Origin of the sequence: Aeromonas sp. SCS5 (genome assembly GCF_001887375.1) — a bacterium.
Taxonomy (GTDB): Bacteria; Pseudomonadota; Gammaproteobacteria; order Enterobacterales; family Aeromonadaceae; genus Aeromonas; species Aeromonas jandaei.
In genome coordinates, this window is sequence record NZ_LFCS01000008.1 from 109,658 (window position 1) to 128,635 (window position 18,978).

The following is an 18,978-nucleotide window of genomic DNA, read 5'->3' on the forward strand; positions in this document are numbered from 1 at the left end:
CTTATCTTGCCAGCGGAAGTGGGAGGAACACACTCACTTCGAGCCCTCCCTCCGGCCGGTTGTGGACATCAAGCTCGGCGCCATGCAGCTGGGCGATGCGCGAGACAATCGCCATGCCAAGGCCGACGCCATCCCCCTGCTGGGGATTGACCCGAAAGAAGCGTTCGCACAGCCGTGACAGCGCAGCGGTTGGAATGCCGGGGCCGTTATCGCGGATATCGACCCTGACCCTGTGTCCCTCCTGTTGCACATCGACGGTGATCTCCCCCTTGGCCTGGGTGTAGCGCAACGCATTGTCGATGAGGTTGCTGAATAGCAGATCGAGCAGGGTGCCCTGACCCATCACCATCAGATTCTCATCCCCCTCCAGCGAAAGTTGCTGATCCTTTTTCAGGGCAATGGGGGCCAGTGTTGCCAGCGAGGTTTGCAGCAGTTGGCTCAGGTTGAGCTCACTCTGCACCACCCCTTGCTGGTTGTCGATGCGAGCCTGGGTCAGCAGCTGGCGGATCAGCCGGTCGCTGCGATCGAGGGCCTGCAGCATCTTGTGCATCGATTGCTGGCGGCTCTCCTCATCCTCGGCGCTCAGGGCATTTTCACTGTGGATCCGCAGTACCGCCAGCGGGGTGCGCAGTTCGTGGGCTGCCTCGTTGGTGAACTGTTTCTCCCGCTCGATGGTTTCGGCCAGCGCATGCATCAGGCGGTTGATCTCGTTGGTGAGCGGAGTCAGTTCGTGGGCGCTTGTCTTGAGGTTGAGCGGGCTCAGGTTGGCGGGGTGGCGCTCGCTGATCGCTTGCGCCAGCAGGCGCAGGGGGGCCAGACCGCGGGTGATGAGCCACCAGAGCAGCACCAGCAGAAAGGGGAGGGTCAGCAGCAGGGGCAGCATGGTAAGAGCCGCCATCTTGCTGGCCAGTTCACTGCGTTCGTCATCCCGCTCGGCCACCACCAGCCAGGTGCGGCCATCCTCGTTGTAGAGAGTGAAGGTGCGCCACTGATGGTGATCCTTTTTCACCGTACTGAAACCGCGGGTGAGCTCGACCAGTGGCTGATCCGGGGCACTGGGGGAGCGCAGCAGCATTACCCCCTTGTCGTTGAGCAGCTGGAAGTAGAGGTTGCGCTCGAACTCGTGACCATAGGGGGTGAGTTCCCGATCCTCACCGCTCAGATTGAAGCTGGGATCCTTGGTCCACTCGTCGGGGTTTTGCACCTCCCAATCCTGATAGATGGTGCCATTGGCTGGCAGAGCCCCTTGCTGGGCCAGATAGCGCTCCAGCAGCTGGTCGGTGATGCGGGCGGACTGGGCCAGCCGTGCGTCGAACAGCTCCTCCATCTCGTGGCTCGCCTCCAGATAGCCGATGACGGCGCTGATGGTGAGGCTGAGCCCCACCAGCGTGAGAATGCCGGTGAGCAGAAAGCGGCGGATGGAGCGCGGTTTTTTCATCGGGGGGCACTCCGGCTGGCCTGATCAAGCTGAGGAATGATGTAACCGACACCGCGAATATTGCGGATAAGGTCGCTATAGAACTTCTTGCGCAGGTGGTGGATATGCACCTCCACCGCGTTGCTTTCGGCCCCCTCGTCCCAGCCGTAGAGGCTTTGTTGCAGCTGCTCCTTGCTGAGCACCCGGCCGCTCTGGCTGATGAGTTCTTGCAGCAGCTTGTATTCGTGGGGGGTGAGCTTGACCGGCTCGCCCCGATAGGTGACCTGTTGCGCCTCGGGGTAGATGAGGATCTCCCCGTACTCCAGCACGGCCTGCACCTGCCCCTTGCTGCGGCGCACCAGCGCGCGCAGGCGGGCGTTGAGCTCCTGCAGGGCGAAGGGTTTGACCATGTAGTCGTCGGAGCCGGCATCAAGGCCGATGACCCGATCATCGAGGGCATCGCGAGCGGTGAGGATCAGCACCGGCAGCTGGTGTCCTTCGCGGCGCAGCTTGCGCAGCAGGCTGAGGCCGTCGATATCGGGCAGGTTGAGGTCCAGAATGAGGGCGGCAAACTCGTCGCTCTTGAGTGCCGTCAGGGCGGGCAACCCCTGCTGCAGCCAGTCCACCGTATAACCGCTGTGGCGCAAGGCATCCTGCATGCCATCACCCAGCATCACATCATCTTCAACCAGCAGGATCCGCATTGTTATTCCCCTTGAAACGACTCTGCCCACCAGTATGCAAGCTGGTGGGCAGAGTTTAAATAGATCTCTGATACGGCAGAACTTTACAGCTTGGCGAGCCGCTCGCGGATCTCCATTTTGCGGCCCTCGTCCGCCACTTCCCGGCCCGGGCGCGCTGGAGCTGCCATCGCCTTGTCGAGATAAGTTTTGGCCTCAGCCTTGCGGCCCTGATCCAGCAGGAAGTCGCCGTAAAAGAAGTTGGGGTCGATGCCGGTCGGGTTGATGGCCAGCGCCTGCTTGAGCAGCTGCTCGGCCTTCTCGTCATCGCCGAAGCCGACTGGCCAGCCGGGTACCTGATAGTAGAGCGAACCCAGGCTGGTGTAGGCGGAGCCCTCCAGCGCCTTGGGATCCTGCTTGATGGCCAGCTCCAGTTTGGCCTTGGCCTCTTTCACCAGCCCCAGCGCTCCCAGCCCGCCCTTGGCACCAGCCCAGGTGCTCTTGACGATGGCTGACCAGATGAGCAGGTCGGTGCGAAATGGCTCCTTGGCACTGGCCGCTTCGGCCTGGGTGCTCAGGGTTTCGAGGCAGCTCTCTTTCGCTTTGCCGTTCTGCTGGTATTGGCAGACGGCCCACTGCTGCTGGATGGGGGCGAGAGCATCTGTGGCTGCCTGGGCGCAGGTCGAGCCAAGCAGGAGGGCGATGACGCAGGAGGTGGCGGATTTTAGCGCAACGTTCATATCAAAGTTCCTTTTTGGTCGGGATGGGGCGTGAGAGATCGGGCTGCAGCGCCGCGCCGCTCTCGGCCATGCCCGGCTGTTGGCGGGCATAGCGTTTAATGATGGGCAGCTGTTTGGCCAGCGCCTTGTCGACGATGCTGGGCAGCAGGGCATTGAGTCGCACGAACAGCTTTTCCGGCCAGCCGAGCCAGCTGCGGCGGGTCTCGTTGCACAGGGCGATGATGGCCGCTTCGGCTACCTCCTGCGGGCTGTCGGTCTGGGTGCCGAGCGCCGCATTCATCTCGTAGGCAGCTTCAGAGTTGAGTTTGGTACGGGTGGCGCGGGGGGCAAAGTGGAGCACCTTGATGCCGCTGCCCTCCAGCTCCCGCCCCAGCGCCTCGCTAAAGCCGCGCAGGGCGAACTTGGTAGCGCAGTAGACGCTGTAGCCCGGGTAGCCGATGCCGCCAAACCCCGACCCCATGTTCATGATGATCCCCGGTTTGCGCAGGCGGGGCAGCAGGGCGCGGGTCAGCTGGATCGGCGCCTCGATATTGAGCAGCAGTTGGCGCTCGACCTGCTCGCTGCTCTGATCTTCCAGCCAGGCAAACTGGTTGCAGCCGGCGTTGTTGATCAGGATGTCGAGCCCCTGTTCCAGCGCTGGATGCTGCAACAACTTGGCCCGCTCGTGGGGCACGCCAAGGTCGGCGATCACCACCTGATGGCGCTCGGGGTGCGGCAGCGACTTGCACAGGCGCTCCAGCGCCGGAGCGCGGCGGCCGTGCAGCAGCAGATGGGCGCCCTGGGCGGCCAGCTCCTGGGCCAGCTCCTCGCCAATCCCGCCGCTGGCGCCGGTGAGCAGCACCGTTTTTCCTTCAAGTTTCATGATGCGGATTCCTTCTGGTCACGGCGTGGCGGTGAGGTTGTAGAGCATCTCGCCGTAGAGGCGATAGACCACCTTGGTGGAGTGGATGATGGCGGCCTGATCTGCCGGGCTCTCGACCTTATCCATCAAGGATTCAAAGAACTTGAGGTGCTCCTGATCCAGGGTGCCGTGGGAGCTGAGATAGCTCATCGCCTGCGGGGGCAGCCCGAGGCCGCTTTTCAGCTGGTCGGCCACAGTGAGGGCGATGGCGACGCTGGTGCCTTCCAGCACCTGTACCATGCCGAAGAAACCCATGGGGTTTCCCCGCTGGATCTGGTCGTAGAGGAAGGCGACCATCAGCTCGATGGGCAGCCCGGGCTGGCCATGACGCACCGCCTCGGCATCGCCGCCACAGGCGCGGATGTCATTGAGGATCCACTCCTGATGGCCGTACTCCTCGTCGATGTACTCAGCAATGGCGCCGCGTACCCACTCATACTCCTGACCCAGCTTGCCGCCGGTTGCCATTAAAAGCGGGACAGTGTGGCGCACGTGGTAGTAGGCCTGCGCCAGAAAGGCGAGATAGGTGTCGCGACTGATGTCACCACGGCGGCAAGCTTCAATGATGGGGGCCTTGAAAAGGTGCTCGCGCTCAGTGGCAGTGGCTTGTTGCAGAGTCTGATAGAAGCTCATGAGGATTCTCCTGTGGTGCCGGTTGCAAGGCACTGGCTGATCTGTTGGGCAAACTGGCGATAGGTCTCTTCCCGGCGCACCCGCCCGTTGGCGGTGAGCAGCCCGGGATGCTGGTCGAGTGCCACCGGCAGCCAGTGGTGCAGGCGGGCGTAGTCGGGGAGACGACGATTCAATACTTCGATCTGTTGTGGCAGTTCTGCCTCTTTGCCCGGCAGGGGCTGGATCAGCGCCACGTTGGCGGGCTGGCCATCGCCGAACACCACGATACGGGCGATGGCGGGGCAGAGCTGGGCTTCAGCCTCGACCCACTCGGGGGAGAAGTTGCGGCCAAAGGCGGTGATCTGGACATTCTTCTTGCGCCCGGTGATGTGGAGGTAGCCCTCTTCATCGAGGCGGCCCAGATCTCCCGTGGCAATCAGCTCGGGGATTGACTCATCGCTACCCAGATATCCCAGCATGGCGCTGCCGCGTACCAGGATCTCGCCATCGTCGCCGATGGTGACCCGGGTGTGGGGCAGGGGGCGGCCAACGCTGCCTGGCTTGTCAGTACCCATGGTGTTGAGGGCCACCACCGAGCAGCACTCCGAGAGGCCATACCCCTCGTAGACTGGCAGACCAAGCTGGCGGGCATGGGCGATAAGATCGGGGGCAACCTTGCCACCGCCGACGGCGATAAAGCGCAGACCGCGCAGCTGCTGGGCCAGCACCGGGGTACTGGTACAGAGCGCCAGCAATAGGCGCAGCAGCTCGGGCACCAGCACCAGACTGTGAGTTGACCAGCGCAGCAGCGCCTCCCCCAGCATGGCTGGATTGAGCGAGCTGGAGCCGGTGAAGCCGAGTTCTGCCAGCGATGGAATGCGGCTGCAGGCACCGGTCAGCAGCGGTACATAGAGGCCGGTGAGGTTCTCAAGCAGGGTGGCCAGCGGCAGCAGGGTGAGGTGTTTTTCCACCTTGGCTGGCGCAACACGCTCGGCCAGCGATTCGCACACCGCCATCATGCTGGCCAGCGAGAGGCAGACCCCTTTGGGCTGGCCCGTGGTGCCGGAGGTGTAGGTGATCTTGGCAGTGCCCTGTGGCAATACCGGGAGGTTTGCCGGTTTGCGGCGCCAGAGTGGCAGTTCGCCGCTGACCAGCAACAGCGGCTCGGCAGCGTGCCATCCCTGATGGGCCGGGCCAACCAGCGCATCGGCGCCGCTGCTCTCCAGCAGCCACTCTTGCTGCTCAAGGCTGAAGAAGTGGGGTACCGGGATCACCACGATCCCGGCTTTGGTGCAGGCCAGATCCATCAGCGCCCATGGCAAGCCGTTGTCGAGTTGCAGGGCAAGGCGCTTGATGCCGGCTTGCTGCAGTTTGCCAGCCAGATGCTGGATCTGCTGCCAGAGGCTGTGGTAGTCGAGCCGCTGCTGGCTGCTCAGCAGCGCAGGTGATTGCGGATTCTCGCGGGCATGTTTGGCGATGGCGTCGAACAGGCTCATTGGGCGCACCTTTTCTCACTGGTCAGGGTTGCATCGGTAAAAAGCACTGGCATGGGGGCCAGCAGGTTGAGCAGCAGGCTGCTCTGGGCGAGCACTGCCCGCCCCTGATTGATATCTCCCACCATCACCTTGGGCTGGCAGCGGTAGTACTCGCCCCAGGCAGCGGCGTCGGCACCGACCTGATGGGCCTGGGCGGGGGCCAGTTCGACCGGATTGAGGCGCAGACGGGTGAAGCTGTTGCGCAGCTTGGCGGTGCCGGTAAAGACCACATAGTCGAGGGCGTTGTCACACAGCATGCGGCAGAGAGCGGCAAACATCAGGCGGGCATTGCCCGGCTCGCGACAGGCGAGATTGCCCACTTCGATGATGCGCTGGCGGTCGGGACGAACACCAAGGCTAGTCTCGATGGAGGCTTCGATCGGTTGCTCCAGATACTGCTCCAGATAGAGGCGATGCTCGCCGGCCTGGCTGCTGGCACGGTTGAGGCCACAGGCACCAACCAGCGTCCCGTCGGCGCGATATAGTCCGATCAGGCAGGGCAGAAAATGGGGAATGCGGGCATTGAACTCCAGGGTGTAGGCATCCTGGATATAGGCTTGCAGCGCCATGACCTGCTGCTCTGATTCGGCCAGGATCAACCGGTATGGGGCTTGGATCTCGGTGGTCATGGGGAGGCTCCTTCTCTTGCGATGGATTCAGAGTAAAAGCCCAAACTTAAGAAACCCTTAAGCGGCAAAAAAAAGTTGTCAGCATCCGGTACGGCAGGCAAGCTGCCCCCCTGTCGCCATCCCGAGGTATTCCATGTCATCGACTGCCTGCTGCCCCCTCTGTGCCAGCCATCACTCCTATCCCCTGCCGGTGGCGGGCAAGCGCTATCACCGCTGTCGCCAATGCGAGCTGGTCTGGCTGGATGCAGGCGATCATCTGGATGAGGCGGCGGAGAAGGCGGTCTACGACGGCCACGATAACCGGGTGGATGATCCCCGTTATCGCACGTTTTTGATGCGGGCTTTTGGCGAGGTGCTGGTGCGGGTGCCGCTACCTGCCAGCGGCCTTGATTTTGGCTGCGGTCCCGGCCCTGCGCTGGTGGCGATGGGGCGTGAAGCGGGTTACGACATGGTTGGATATGACAAGTTCTATGCCGACTTTCCCGAGTTGCTGACGCGTCAGTATGACTTCATCACCAGTACCGAGGTGATAGAGCACATTGCCGAACCGCGCGCCGTGCTTGACCGGTTGTGGGCCTGCCTCAAGCCCGGCGGTATGCTGGTGCTGCAAACCCAGCGGGTGCTCGGCGACGAGCGGTTCAAGAACTGGCGTTACCGCCACGATCCTACCCATATCGTCTTCTTTTCCGAGGCGTCGTTTCGGGTGCTGGCAGCTCGCTGGCAGGCCAAGCTTGAGTTGCCTCATGCCGATGTGGCGGTATTGCACAAAGGCACGCCTTGAGGCGTGCCTTGTTCTGTTGCTCGTTGGTCAGTTACTCGTCGTAGCCCTTGTCCTGCCACTGGTAGTACATCAGGGCTGACTTGACGCCGATTGACTTGAACGGCTCCGGCGGCAGCCACATTGGCAGCGTCTGCTCGGCGTGGTTGAACCAGGGGTGCTCCTTGCCCTGATAGAGGCTGGCCACGATGTCGCCAAACAGGAAGGAGAGGTTGATGCCGTGGCCGTTGTAGCCGAGGGCGTAGTAGATGTTCTTGTGATCCCCCATCACCCCCACCGCTTCGGTGCTGTCGCCGGTCATGCCGAGTACCCCGTCCCACACCTGCTCAAACTTGATCCCCTTGAGGGCCGGATAGAGTGTCACCAGCTCCTTCATCATCATGGCGCTGACCCGGTTGAGGTCTCCCTTGTAGTTGAGGCCGTCGTTGAAGACGTACTCGGCATTGCCACCGCCAATAACGATCCGGTTGTCCGGGGTCAATACCAGATGAAACAGGATGTTGCGGGTGTCATAGAAGGGCATCCGGCTCTGCCACTGGATGGCGTTGAGCTGATCCCGGGTAAGCGGTTCGGTCACGGCGCTCTGGGCGTGTACCGGAAAGACCCGGCCGCTGAAGTAGCCAAGTTTTGAGGTGTAGCCGTTGGTCGCCAGCACTATGCTGTCGGCGGTCACCTTGTACTTGTCGGCCACGTTCAGTTCGATCTGCTTCCCCTCCTTGATCCCGAGAACCGGGCTCTGTTCATAGATGGTGACGCCCGCCTGCTCCACCGCCTTGTGCAGGGCGTTGACCAGCTTCATGGCGTGTACCTGACCGCCATTGGGGTCGTAGACTGCCCCTACATAGCGGTCGGTGCCGAGTTTCTCTTCGGTGGTGTCGGCGTTCCAGTATTGCAGCGGGATGCCGAGGCGATTGGCGGTTTTTACATAGTCGCGGTACTCGGGAATATCCTCCTCATCGAGGATCGCCTCCACATAACCATCGAGCCTCATATCGGCATCGATGCCGGTCGATTCAACCAGTGCCTGCAGCTTGTGCATGCTGGCGACCGTCAGATCATAGTGGCGCTTGCTCGCTTCCCCCTCTTCATAGAGGTCCATCACCTCGGAGCCCGGCAGCACCATGCCGCCGTTGCGGCCCGAGGCGCCGCTGCCGACCTGTTTGGCCTCGAAGATGGCAATCTTGAGCGACGGATTGGCCTTGGCCAGATGCCAGGCGCTGGAGAGGCCGCTGTAGCCGCCACCTATGATGGCGATATCCACCTTCAGATCTTGTGCCAGCGGGGCACTCTCCTCTGCCGGTTTCTCCTTGAACCAGTAGCTGGTGTTGGGCTCAAAGTCGCTCATTTTGGGGCCGCAGGCGGCGAGGAAAAAACAGCTGATACACATGGTCAACGCTCGTTGGCAGAGGGTGGTCGGGTTCATGGTTTGCTCCGGGTTCAGATTGCTTGTTCGGTGTTGCTGGCTGGTTGCGCCGTATTGACCCGGCGTCCGATATCCCGCAGCCGGGCGAGCTGGTCGGCAAGACCGGGCCCTTCATCCAGGCTGCTGACAAAATTCCACAGGTAGGTCATCACAGCATAGACATGGCCTGCGGAGACCTGGGGTTGGGCCATCAGCATGGTGATGGCGAGCAAAAAGAGCAGGGCCGCGCTGACGCCAACCACCAGAAAGGCGAGCGCCTCCCGATCCGATACCCGGATACGGATCCATGCGAGGGTGCGGTAGTGACGGGCCAGCCTGATTTGCTCGGCGTGCGTCACCAGCTTGACCTCGTGCTCCAGCCGGTCGTTGAGGCGCTCATGCAGCAGCTGGTTCTTGCGTGAAAAACCGGGCAGCAACAAACCGAACAGCAGCAGAACCCCCATACAGGCGATACCGACCCAGAACTCGATCACCGTCAGCATGATGGCGGCACCCATGATGGAGACCAGGCTGGTGGCCAGGATCGGGATATGTTTCTCGAAGAAGTCGACAAACTCCCGTGCCAGGGTTACCCGCGCCACTATGGTGGATTGCCCCTCCTGCTGCTGACGCTGGGCCAGGATCACCGGCACCGCCAGCGCTGCGTAGATATGGGTGAAAGTGCGGGTATCGACCGCACGGCGCAGGGCGCCGATGAGCCAGAACAGCAGCACGATGAGGGCATAGCTCGAGGCTTGCCACCACTCTCCCTTGACGATGGCGTCGATGGCAAAGCCGGCGAACAGGGGATAAGCCACCAGCAGGATGTTTTCGAGGGCGACCAGTGAGAAGGTGCCCGCCAGCTTGAGGGGATTGGCCCGTGCAATCGCCCCCAGCGAACGACCGGCCGAGTGTGGCAACGGCATGGCCTGCTCGTTGCAACTGGCTGCCGAAGTGGTTGGTGTTGTCATGGGTTATCTCCTAAGATGTCGGAAATGCTAACTTTGAGCAAGTGCTCAAAGTTTGTTTGAGCGGTCGCTCAAAGTCAAGCGGAACGATTGATATCGCAGGAGGTAAGATGGCACGCCCATCAGCAGAACAGCGTAAAGAGATGATCATCGAGGCCGTACTGGCCCTGTTTCGAGAGAAGGGAATGGCAGCCTCTTCTACCCGTGATGTGGCCGAGCGCACCGGTCTGGCGCGCAGCCACGTCTACCACTACTTCAAGGATTGGAAAGAGCTCTGTCTCTGCGCCGTGGAGCGCTTCACCAGTCAGGAGATAGCCGAGCAGCGGGAGTGGCTGTTGCCGCTGCCGGCCTGTGAAGCGTTGCCACTGTTCGTGCGGGACAACCTGCCGACCAGTCAGGATGCCTCCTGGGCCATCTATCTGGATGCATGGAACGAGTCGCTACGCGACCCGGTATTTGCCGAGAGTTACCGCAAGACCATTCAGGCATGGCGCGAGGTGCTGGAGCAGATCCTGCAAAAGGGGATCGACAGCGGCGACTTCATGGCCGCTGATACCGGACGACTGGCGCGCCAGATCACCTCCCTCATCAACGGCTATGCCGATGACCTCATTCTGGAGCCAACCCCCGAGACGGTAGAAGCCACCTATCAGGAGATCATGGCGGTGGTGAACCGGCTGGTCCTGCCAAACAATCCGGCATAAAGCTGGGGGAGGGGTCATCAACTCTTCCCCATGTTTATTTGGCCGCTGTTCGGGCATGCTGGAGGTCGGTTACCAAGGAGTGGTTTGATGTCTATCCCCCATTTATCGCTACAGGATGCCCGTCATTTGCAGCTGGCGGCGCAGGCGCTGCTGGTGCCGCGCCGCGGCAAGGCTGCCCCGGCCGATCTGCTAGCGACCATCCGCCGCATGGCGCTGCTGCAGATCGATACCATCTCGGTGGTAGCGCGCAGCCCCTATCTGGTGCTTTTTAGCCGCCTTGGCCACTATGAACCTCGCTGGCTGGAGCAGTTGCTGGCCGACGGCGAGATCTTCGAGTATTGGGCCCATGAGGCCTGCTTCGTGCCCCGCGAGGATTATCGGCTGTTGCGTCACCGGATGCTCGACCCTGCCGCCATGGGCTGGAAGTTTTCGGCCAACTGGCTCGCTACCCATCAGCAAGAGATTGGCCAGCTTATCGGGCGCATTCGCCACCATGGCCCGGTACGGGCGGCCGATTTTGAGCGCAAAGAGGGGAAGGGCAATGGCTGGTGGGACTGGAAACCGGAGAAACGTCATCTGGAGGTGCTCTTTACCACCGGTCAGCTGATGGTGCGGGAGCGGCGCAACTTTCAGCGGGTCTATGATCTCGCCGAGCGGGTGCTCCCCGAGTGGAGCGACCGGCGGGATCTGCCGAGCATCGAGCAGGCGCAGCGGGATATGGTGCGCGCCAGTTGCCGGGCGCTGGGGCTGGTCAAAACTGGCTGGGTGGCTGATTACTACCGGCTGCGGCGTGGCAAATATGACGCCTTGCTCCATCAACTGGCGGACGAGGGGGAGCTGCTGCCGGTACGTGTCGAGGGATGGCAGCACGGTGCTTTCGTGCACGCATCTCTGGCCGATGAGCTGGCAAGGGCGCAGGCGGGTTGTCTCAAGGCAACCCATACCACCGCCCTGTCGCCGTTCGATCCGCTGGTATGGGATCGCAAGCGAGCCAGTGAGTTGTTCAACTTCGACTATCGCATCGAGTGCTATACCCCGGTGCCCAAGCGTCAGTACGGCTACTTCGTGTTGCCGCTGCTGCATCGTGGCAAGCTGGTGGGCAGAATGGATGCCAAGGCCCATCGCCAGCAGGGGATCTTCGAGATCAAGAGCCTCTATCTGGAAGCCGGGGTGAGAGTGACCCGCCAGCTTGCGCAGGATCTGGCGAAGGCTCTGCAAAAGTTGGCCGAGTGGCACCAGACGCCGGCGCTGCACTATGGCGCCATTCCGGCGCCCTTGCTGGCCATGTGGCAATCCGGTGTTGCCCAAGGCGGTGAGGCAGCGGCAGTGGACTAATCTGCACAGTAACGCGTCGCAAGATGATGGCATGAGTGGGGAGAGAGGGATGAGACGAACCCGATTGCTGCTGGCAGGGCTGGGCCTTGCCATGCTGATACCGGCGAGCTTGGCCAGCGCGGCAGAGAAGCCGGTACAGATCTGTCTGGGGGAGGGCAACGAGTGGGCCCCCTTTACTTACTGGGAGCGCAAGGATGGGGTGCCCGATACCAGCCGGTTGACCGGCTCGGCCACCACGCTGGTGCTCGATGCCATCAAGAAAAATGGCTTGTCCTACCAGATCCGCTATCTGCCCTGGGCACGGGTGCAACAGGAGCTGGCGGATTATCACCAGAACGGCCTGTGCGAGCTGACCTGGGATGCCAGCTACAAGCCGGAGCGGGCCGAGTTCGCCTTCTACAGCGTGCCGCTCTACTACACCCATCTCGGTTTCTTCTATCTCAAGCGCCGCTATCCTGAAGCGCCCGATCTGCAGACGGTCAACAGCTCACGGGTATGCGGCGTGATTGGCTATAACTATGCCCCCTATGGGCTCGCGCAGGAGCCACGCCGGGTCAAGCAGTTGCAACAGGCGCTCGACATGCTGGGGCGGGATCGCTGTGACTTCTTGCCAAGCGAGATTGAGCCGCTTGTTGGCGGGTTAACCCTGGGCATCTACCAGAGCGAACCCGGTCTGCTCAATCTCGCCCTGCCAAGTCGCAAGGGATTCTATCTGCTGGTCAGCAAGGGATCGCCTCGTGCCTACGAGCTGGTTACCCGCCTGAATCAGACGTTGGTGGCATTTCAGGAGCAGGGTCATGCGGAGGAGGTGATGCGCCGCTTCCTGCCGCCGATGGAGTAAGCGCCAAGAAGGCTAATCACCCAGATTTATCAGATGAAAAAGAGCCAGCCGGTGCAAACCGGCTGGCTCTTCCGTTTTATGGGAAAACCATCAGGCTGCGATGCGGGTCAGCACCTTCACCAGCAGTTCGATGCGAGGGCCAATGCTGGCCAGATCGAGATACTCCTCGTCACTGTGGAAACCGGCACCAATGGGGCCCAGACCATCCAGGGTGGGGATGCCGAGGGCGGCAGTGAGGTTGGCATCTGAGCCGCCCCCTACCTCTTGCCAGCGAATGGGCAGCCCCAGTTCGGCGCCGCACTCCTCCACCAGCTGCATCAGTGCCTGAGTGCCTTCTGACGGCACCATGGCCGGTTTATGCGCCTCGCGGGTCAGCTTGATGGTGACCCCTTCCAGATGGGGCCGCTCGACCAGGGTCAACAGATGATCGTTGACCAGGTTGTACTCCTGATTGTCCCAGAAGCGCACATCCACCACCGCGCTGGCGTGGGCCGGCACTATGTTGGCGCCGTTGCCCCCCTCGACGATGCCGATGTTGAGGGTAGTGCCGCTCTCGAAGTTGGTCAGGGCATTGATGGCGAGGATCCAGTGACCCAGCTCGGTGATGGCGCTGCGCCCCTTCTGCGGCTCGTTGCCGGCGTGAGCCGCCTTGCCGGTGAAGTCGATGCGATAGCGTGCCATTCCCTTGCGAGCCTTGACCAGCGAGCCATCGGCACGGGCCGCTTCGGCCACCAGCACTTGTCTGGCTTGCTTGGCCACCGATGCCAGCCAGTCGCTGGAGTGGAGGGAGCCAATCTCCTCGTCCGGGTTCATGCAGACGCAGATGCTCAGGCGATCGCGCACCTCGCGGGGCAGTGCACGCAGGGCATAGACGATGTTGAGCAGGCCGGATTTCATGTCGGAGACGCCGGGGCCGTAGGCGCGCTCGCCATCGACACTCATCGGGCGTTCGGCTGCGGTACCGACCGGGAAGACGGTATCCATATGACCGATCAGCATGATGTCGATCTGCTCGGCCTGCGGCTGGTTGCGGATCTCCAGCCCGACCCCGGCGATGCCGCAGTCGACCCGTTTGATCTGCCAGCCGCCCATGGCCTCGTATTTGGCGGCCATCAGCTCGGCCACTGTGGCAATGCCCGGCTGGTGCAGAGAGCCGCAATCCAGATTGATCAGGGGGGCCAGCTCGGCCAGATATTGATCCAAAGAAAAAGTCATTGTTTGCTCCGCTATCAGATCCGGGGTCACAGGATGATGTTCATTACCAGCATGGCGCCAAAGGCGTTGAGCACCGAGATGGCGATCATGACCGGGATATAGCGCCCTTCGGTACCGATACAGCCGAGGATGCGGCCCATGTACTGCACCTGTGAACCCATCAGGTAGATGGCTGGCGCCAGAATGGCGATGTGAGTGCCGTTGAGGATCCCCTGATCGAACAGGGTGATGACCACACCGACTGCACCGCCCATCGACATCCAGGCGCCGATCAGCACGGCTGCCGCTTCACCGGGCAGGCCGAAGATGGCCATGACGGGGGAGAAGATGGCGCCCATGGCGTCCAGCGCGCCGGTGATCTGCAGCGCTTTGATGATGACGAAGGCCATCAGCACGTTGGGAACGGTGGAGGTGGTAGCGATGACCCATCCCTTCTTGGCCCCTTCGACGAAGATATCGGTGACGATGGGTTTCTTGACGTTGGCCTGGCTCATTTGGCTTGCTCCTGGGTGGTAAGGGTCTGATCGCGTTTGCTGTTGTCGGCACTCTTGCCTTCGGTGAGGTTGAGATAGACCCGGAACAGATTGGCGCCAATGAACTTGAAGACGAACATCACGGCGACTGCCAGCCCGATGGAGGAGCTGACCGCCTGGGTGCCGTCAGCCAGGGTCAGGGTGAAGAGCACGGCACCGGAGGAGAAGAAGTTGACTATGGTGGCGCCAGCGGAGAACTGGAACATGGTGAACACGTCGGTCTCGCGCTTGGTGATGAGCCCTTCATCCTTGAGCTGGCGAGTCATGGCAGCACCCGCATCGGTACTCTGCAGCGAGGCGATAAGGGCGAGGCCGGTGTTGCCCGGGATCCCCATCAGCGGGCGAAGCAGCGGAGTCAGCAGCTTGCGGGCGGCATCCAGCGCGCCGTAGTGCTCAAGCACGTTGATCATGCCGAGGGCAAACATCACGGTGGGGATCAGGGTCAGGGCGAACAGGAAGCCATCGCGAGCGCCATTGCCTCCCTTGCCACGCATGTCGGTCATGGCTGTTTTGATACCATCCCCGTTTTCGCTGACGCTCTGCACCATGGTGCCGAACGAACCGTTCAGCGTAGTGAAGTCAAATACCCCGTACCACTGGTTGGACTGCAGCAGCCCGGAGAAGAAGACAATGGCAAAGGCCAGTGCCAGATAACAGCCGATCGTCACCGGACGGTTTTTTTCGCTCATAGATAGCTCCACATGAATAATTATTTAATCGGATAAATTATGGTTGATACGGCTATCAATTATTTGATGGGGGTCAAGGAGCCTTGCTGATATGCGGGGTGACGTTGGTGATATGTGAGGATGATCGTCCTCTGAAAAGAAGAAGATCCGGTTTTTGTTTAATTTGTTGAAAAAGTCAGCGGCAAGGATGCGTGGGGATGCTGCAATAAAAAAAACCGGGCACTTGGCCCGGTTTGTTCAATCAGTTGTGCGGTGATTACTGGAGTACCAGCACCATCAGCAGACCGACGGTAATGGCAGATACCAGGAAGGCAAAGCCATAGAACACATAGTGGTGCAGCTTGGTGGTGTGGATCCCCAGATCATGCAGACCGTGGTAGATACGGTGCATGCCGTGCCAGATCGGCAGAGCGATGATCACCAGCAGGATGCAGGCACCCCACCAGGAGCTGGCGAATGCCAGAACGCGGTCATAGCTCATGGTCTCTACGTCCATGATACCCATGGGTACCAGCAGACCGGTGATGAGGACAATGACCGGCAGCAGCATGGCAACGACCATGCCACCCGCACCAAACAGACCCCAGTAAATTGGCTCGTCAGAACGTCTCATTGTTTTCTCCTCAGGCCACGATGATCAGGACAAGCAGGGATACCACAGCCAGCGCCACATACTGGGCGATGACGATCGGTTTCTCCGGCACCAGGTCTTCACCACGGAAGATACGCATGGCTTTCGGCGCCAGAGCGAACCAGGTCTTGGCATGGAACAGGCAGGCTGCCAGCGCAATCACGTGGAACAGGATGGCGATCGGGCTTTGCAGGGATTCCAGCCAGCCATTGAACGCTTCCTGACCCTGTACCAGACGCATCAGACCCCACATCAGCACAACAGCGTAGATGGAGACGAAGATACTGGTGCCTTCGCGGATCATGTAACCGGTGTAGAAGGCGTTCTTCAGCCACCAGTCTTTCTTCATTTCGCGGACGTAAGGTTTACGTTTGCTTTCAGTGTTGTTCATGGTCTCAATCCTGCTCTCAATCTGGCTTGAACATGGCGATCATGTAGTCCTTGGCACTCTCTACCTTGCCAAGCTGGATGGCCGCTGCCGGATCGACGCCCTTCGGGCACACTTCGGAGCAATAGCCCACGAAGGTACAGCCCCAGACGCCTTCGTCCTGGCTGATGATGCGCATACGCTCTTTGGCGCCGGCATCACGGTTGTCGACGTTGTAGCGATAGGCCAGAGCCAGTGCCGCCGGACCGGTGAACTTCTTGTTGATGCCGTACTGCGGGCAGGCCGCGTAGCAGAGACCACAGTTGATGCACTGGGAGAACTGCTTGTACTTCGCCATCTCTGCCGGAGTCTGGATGTATTCGCCATCGCACAGGTTGCGCGGCTCGCTCGGGATGATGTAGGGCTTGATGCTTTCCAGCTTCTCGATGAAATCGGACATGTCGACCACCAGGTCACGCTCGATCGGGAAGTTGTTGAGCGGCTCGATGGTCATTTTGCCCGGCAGATAGTCGCGCAGGAATGCCTTGCAGCCCAGCTTGGGCACACCGTTGACCATCATGCCGCAGGAGCCGCAGATCGCCATCCGGCAGGACCAGCGGAAGCTCAGGGTAGAGTCCAGGTGATCCTTGATGTATTGCAGCGCATCCAGCAGAGACATCTCTCTCTGGTAGGGCACCTGGAAGGTCTGCATCCAGGGCTCGTTATCCTGCTCCGGACGATAGCGCAGGATTTCAATTTCAATCATCTCAGCCATTCTTCTTAGCCTCGTCTTGTTTCTCACCCTCGGAGCCGTACACGCGTTTTGCCGGCTGGGACTTAGTGATCTTCACATCGGAGTAATCGATGGAGGGCGTTTCGCCATTGTTGTAAAACGAGAGCGTGTGCTTGAGGAAGTTCACGTCATCACGCTCTTCGTAACCATCCAGACGCTGGTGGGAACCGCGGGACTCTTTACGATTGATGGCGGAGTGAGCCATGGCTTCTGCCACGTCCAGCATGTAACCCAGTTCGATGGCGTACAGCAGGTCGGTGTTGAAGACAGAGGACTTGTCGTTGATCTTGACCTTCTTGTAACGGGCTTTCAGCTCGTTGATCTTGTCGATGGTGCCCTGCATCAGCTCTTCGGTACGGTAGATACCGACACCGGCTTCCATGGAGGTGCCCAGTTCGTTGCGGATGTCTGCCGGGTTCTCGGTGCCATCGATGTCGAGCAGGGAGAGGTGCTGCTTGACCAGAGCCTCGGCCTTGGCGACCAGCGCTTCGGTATTGCCATGCTTCTGGGTCTTGGCGAATTCACCGGCTTGTTCACCAGCCAGCTTGCCGAATACCACGATCTCGGACAGGGAGTTGGAACCCAGACGGTTGGCGCCGTGCAGACCAACGGAGGCACATTCGCCAGCGGCGTAGAGGCCGGCCAGACGGGTGGCACACTTGTTGTCGGTCTCGATACCACCCATGGTGTAGTGGGCAGTCGGACGTACCGGGATAGGCTCTTTGGCCGGATCCACGTTGACGTAGGCTTTGGCCAGTTCGCAGATGAACGGCAGACGCTCTTTCAGGTACTTCTCGCCGAGGTGACGCAGGTCGAGGTGAACTACATCGCCCATTGGGCCCTGGATCACGCGGCCTTTCTGCTGTTCTTGCCAGAATGCCTGGGAAACGCGGTCGCGCGGACCCAGTTCCATGTATTTGCTCTTCGGCTGGCCGATCGGAGTTTCCGGGCCCAAGCCGTAGTCTTGCAGGTAGCGGTAGCCATCCTTGTTGAGCAGGACGCCACCCTCACCACGACAACCTTCGGTCATCAGGATGCCGGTACCCGGCAAACCGGTCGGGTGATACTGAACGAATTCCATGTCACGCAGCGGTACGCCGTGACGATAGGCCAGTGCCATGCCGTCACCGGTGACAATGCCGCCGTTGGTGTTGTAACGGTAAACACGACCAGCACCACCAGTTGCCAGAATCACGGATTTGGCCTGGATGAAGCGGGTGATGCCGTTCTGGATGTCAAAGGTCAGAACGCCCTGAACGCGACCATCTTCCACGATCAGGTCGAGGCAGAAGTGCTCGTCGAAGCGCTTGATGCTCGGGTATTTGACGGAGGTCTGGAACAGGGTGTGCAGAATGTGGAAACCGGATTTGTCAGCGGCGAACCAGGTACGGGGAACCTTCATGCCACCAAACGGACGCACGTTGGCTTTGCCATCCGGCTTGCGGCTCCAGGGGCAACCCCAGTGCTCCAGCTGGATCATCTCTTTGGTCGCATTGTTGACGAAGTAATCGACAACGTCCTGCTCACACAGCCAGTCACCACCGGAGACGGTGTCGTTGAAGTGGTTTTCGAGGGAGTCGTCATCACGAACGACACCGGCGGCGCCACCTTCGGCTGCCACGGTATGGCTACGCATCGGATAGACTTTGGAAATCAGGGCGATATCCAGGTCTGGCTGTGATTCGGCTATAGCGATAGCGGCGCGCAGGCCAGTACCGCCGGCACCGATGATGGCTACATCGGTCTTGATAATATCCACATCTGCCTCCTTAGGGATAGATTTGCTGGGCACGATTTTGCTCTATGAAAAAAATTCAGGCTTGATGCAAGTCAAACAGCTTGGTTTTATTCCATTTTTCGTAGTTATTTTTTTCTAAAACACCCTGATCCCTGGATGAAAATGTCGTAATTTTCGTCATTTTTTGGTGTTATTGAGCAGTAAAACACCTTGCTACGAAGACTTTAACTTCCGGATTATACGTAGTTTTCTTTCAATAAAATGCGAATCACCTCTCTTTTTAGGTACTCACGAAAAAAATTTTAAGTTTTTTATTAAAACTTTTTAATGATAATTATTGGCATTTAAATATATGCATAAAAATTACTAATCCTTTTTGTGGCTGAAAAAGTGGAATATATCCGATGGGAGCTACTGGATGGCGGGGGCAACAGGAAGGAGGAGAGGCGACGGTAGTGTTAGATTACTCA

General features: G+C 60.2%; 20 protein-coding genes. 4 read left to right on the forward strand and 16 right to left on the reverse strand.

What is annotated here, in order from left to right; genetic code table 11:
- Position 1: 1 nt before the first annotated feature.
- From BS300_RS12190 to BS300_RS12220, 7 genes are all read right to left on the reverse strand, one after another.
- Positions 2 to 1,438, reverse strand: coding sequence for an ATP-binding protein (locus BS300_RS12190; protein ID WP_071913051.1), 1,437 nt, complete (start codon positions 1,436 to 1,438; stop codon positions 2 to 4).
- Positions 1,435 to 2,121, reverse strand: coding sequence for a response regulator (locus BS300_RS12195; RefSeq protein WP_071913053.1), 687 nt, complete (start codon positions 2,119 to 2,121; stop codon positions 1,435 to 1,437). The genes BS300_RS12190 and BS300_RS12195 overlap by 4 nt, the downstream gene beginning before the upstream one ends.
- Before the next feature lie 83 nt (positions 2,122 to 2,204).
- Positions 2,205 to 2,837 (reverse strand): tetratricopeptide repeat protein, encoded by a 633-nt coding sequence (locus tag BS300_RS12200; protein WP_071913055.1) that lies wholly within the window; start codon positions 2,835 to 2,837, stop codon positions 2,205 to 2,207.
- Position 2,838: 1 nt separating this feature from the next.
- Positions 2,839 to 3,699, reverse strand: coding sequence for an SDR family oxidoreductase (locus BS300_RS12205; protein ID WP_071913058.1), 861 nt, complete (start codon positions 3,697 to 3,699; stop codon positions 2,839 to 2,841).
- Between the two features lie 18 nt (positions 3,700 to 3,717).
- Entirely contained in the window at positions 3,718 to 4,371 is a 654-nt protein-coding gene (locus BS300_RS12210; RefSeq protein WP_043850156.1) for an iron-containing redox enzyme family protein, read from the reverse strand.
- Positions 4,368 to 5,846 carry an AMP-dependent synthetase/ligase gene (locus tag BS300_RS12215; RefSeq protein WP_071913060.1) on the reverse strand — a complete coding sequence of 493 codons (1,479 nt, stop codon included), beginning with the start codon at positions 5,844 to 5,846 and terminating at the stop codon, positions 4,368 to 4,370. The genes BS300_RS12210 and BS300_RS12215 overlap by 4 nt, the downstream gene beginning before the upstream one ends.
- A complete protein-coding gene (locus BS300_RS12220; protein WP_071913062.1) occupies positions 5,843 to 6,514 on the reverse strand; it encodes a thermostable hemolysin in 672 nt (223 codons plus the stop codon). The genes BS300_RS12215 and BS300_RS12220 overlap by 4 nt, the downstream gene beginning before the upstream one ends.
- Before the next feature lie 133 nt (positions 6,515 to 6,647).
- Between BS300_RS12220 and BS300_RS12225 the strand changes: the two genes are divergently transcribed.
- On the forward strand, positions 6,648 to 7,295 hold the full coding sequence (locus tag BS300_RS12225; RefSeq protein ID WP_071913064.1) for a class I SAM-dependent methyltransferase: 648 nt from the start codon (positions 6,648 to 6,650) through the stop codon (positions 7,293 to 7,295).
- A 31-nt stretch (positions 7,296 to 7,326) separates the two neighbouring features.
- Here the strand turns inward: BS300_RS12225 and BS300_RS12230 are convergent, their stop codons facing one another.
- Positions 7,327 to 8,715 (reverse strand): FAD-dependent oxidoreductase, encoded by a 1,389-nt coding sequence (locus BS300_RS12230; protein WP_071913066.1) that lies wholly within the window; start codon positions 8,713 to 8,715, stop codon positions 7,327 to 7,329.
- A 14-nt stretch (positions 8,716 to 8,729) separates the two neighbouring features.
- The gene (locus BS300_RS12235; RefSeq protein WP_071913069.1) at positions 8,730 to 9,665 is read right to left on the reverse strand and encodes an ABC transporter six-transmembrane domain-containing protein; all 936 of its coding nucleotides are present in this window, start codon (positions 9,663 to 9,665) and stop codon (positions 8,730 to 8,732) included.
- A 107-nt stretch (positions 9,666 to 9,772) separates the two neighbouring features.
- Between BS300_RS12235 and BS300_RS12240 the strand changes: the two genes are divergently transcribed.
- From BS300_RS12240 to BS300_RS12250, 3 genes are all read left to right on the forward strand, one after another.
- Positions 9,773 to 10,366, forward strand: coding sequence for a TetR/AcrR family transcriptional regulator (locus BS300_RS12240; RefSeq protein WP_071913071.1), 594 nt, complete (start codon positions 9,773 to 9,775; stop codon positions 10,364 to 10,366).
- A gap of 87 nt (positions 10,367 to 10,453) precedes the next feature.
- Complete coding sequence (locus tag BS300_RS12245; protein WP_071913073.1) at positions 10,454 to 11,701, forward strand: winged helix-turn-helix domain-containing protein; 1,248 nt, start codon at positions 10,454 to 10,456, stop codon at positions 11,699 to 11,701.
- Positions 11,702 to 11,750: 49 nt separating this feature from the next.
- Entirely contained in the window at positions 11,751 to 12,542 is a 792-nt protein-coding gene (locus BS300_RS12250; protein WP_071913075.1) for a transporter substrate-binding domain-containing protein, read from the forward strand.
- Positions 12,543 to 12,632: 90 nt separating this feature from the next.
- On the opposite strand, the gene BS300_RS12255 is transcribed toward BS300_RS12250, so the two are convergent.
- The 7 genes from BS300_RS12255 to frdA form a co-directional block, all read right to left on the reverse strand.
- Entirely contained in the window at positions 12,633 to 13,757 is a 1,125-nt protein-coding gene (locus BS300_RS12255) for a M20 family metallopeptidase (protein WP_071913078.1), read from the reverse strand.
- Between the two features lie 26 nt (positions 13,758 to 13,783).
- Entirely contained in the window at positions 13,784 to 14,251 is a 468-nt protein-coding gene (locus BS300_RS12260; RefSeq protein ID WP_041210001.1) for a YjiG family protein, read from the reverse strand.
- Positions 14,248 to 14,979 carry a nucleoside recognition domain-containing protein gene (locus BS300_RS12265; RefSeq protein ID WP_071913079.1) on the reverse strand — a complete coding sequence of 244 codons (732 nt, stop codon included), beginning with the start codon at positions 14,977 to 14,979 and terminating at the stop codon, positions 14,248 to 14,250. Before BS300_RS12265 ends, BS300_RS12260 begins: the two co-directional genes overlap by 4 nt.
- 256 nt (positions 14,980 to 15,235) lie before the next feature.
- Positions 15,236 to 15,592 carry a fumarate reductase subunit FrdD gene (gene frdD / locus BS300_RS12270; RefSeq protein WP_033112665.1) on the reverse strand — a complete coding sequence of 119 codons (357 nt, stop codon included), beginning with the start codon at positions 15,590 to 15,592 and terminating at the stop codon, positions 15,236 to 15,238.
- Positions 15,593 to 15,602: 10 nt separating this feature from the next.
- Entirely contained in the window at positions 15,603 to 16,001 is a 399-nt protein-coding gene (locus tag BS300_RS12275) for a fumarate reductase (RefSeq protein ID WP_033112664.1), read from the reverse strand.
- A 16-nt stretch (positions 16,002 to 16,017) separates the two neighbouring features.
- Positions 16,018 to 16,752: a succinate dehydrogenase/fumarate reductase iron-sulfur subunit gene (locus BS300_RS12280; protein ID WP_005347973.1), complete on the reverse strand. Its 735-nt coding sequence runs from the start codon at positions 16,750 to 16,752 to the stop codon at positions 16,018 to 16,020.
- Positions 16,745 to 18,529, reverse strand: coding sequence for a fumarate reductase (quinol) flavoprotein subunit (gene frdA, locus BS300_RS12285; RefSeq protein WP_041210004.1), 1,785 nt, complete (start codon positions 18,527 to 18,529; stop codon positions 16,745 to 16,747). Before frdA ends, BS300_RS12280 begins: the two co-directional genes overlap by 8 nt.
- Positions 18,530 to 18,978: the final 449 nt, after the last annotated feature.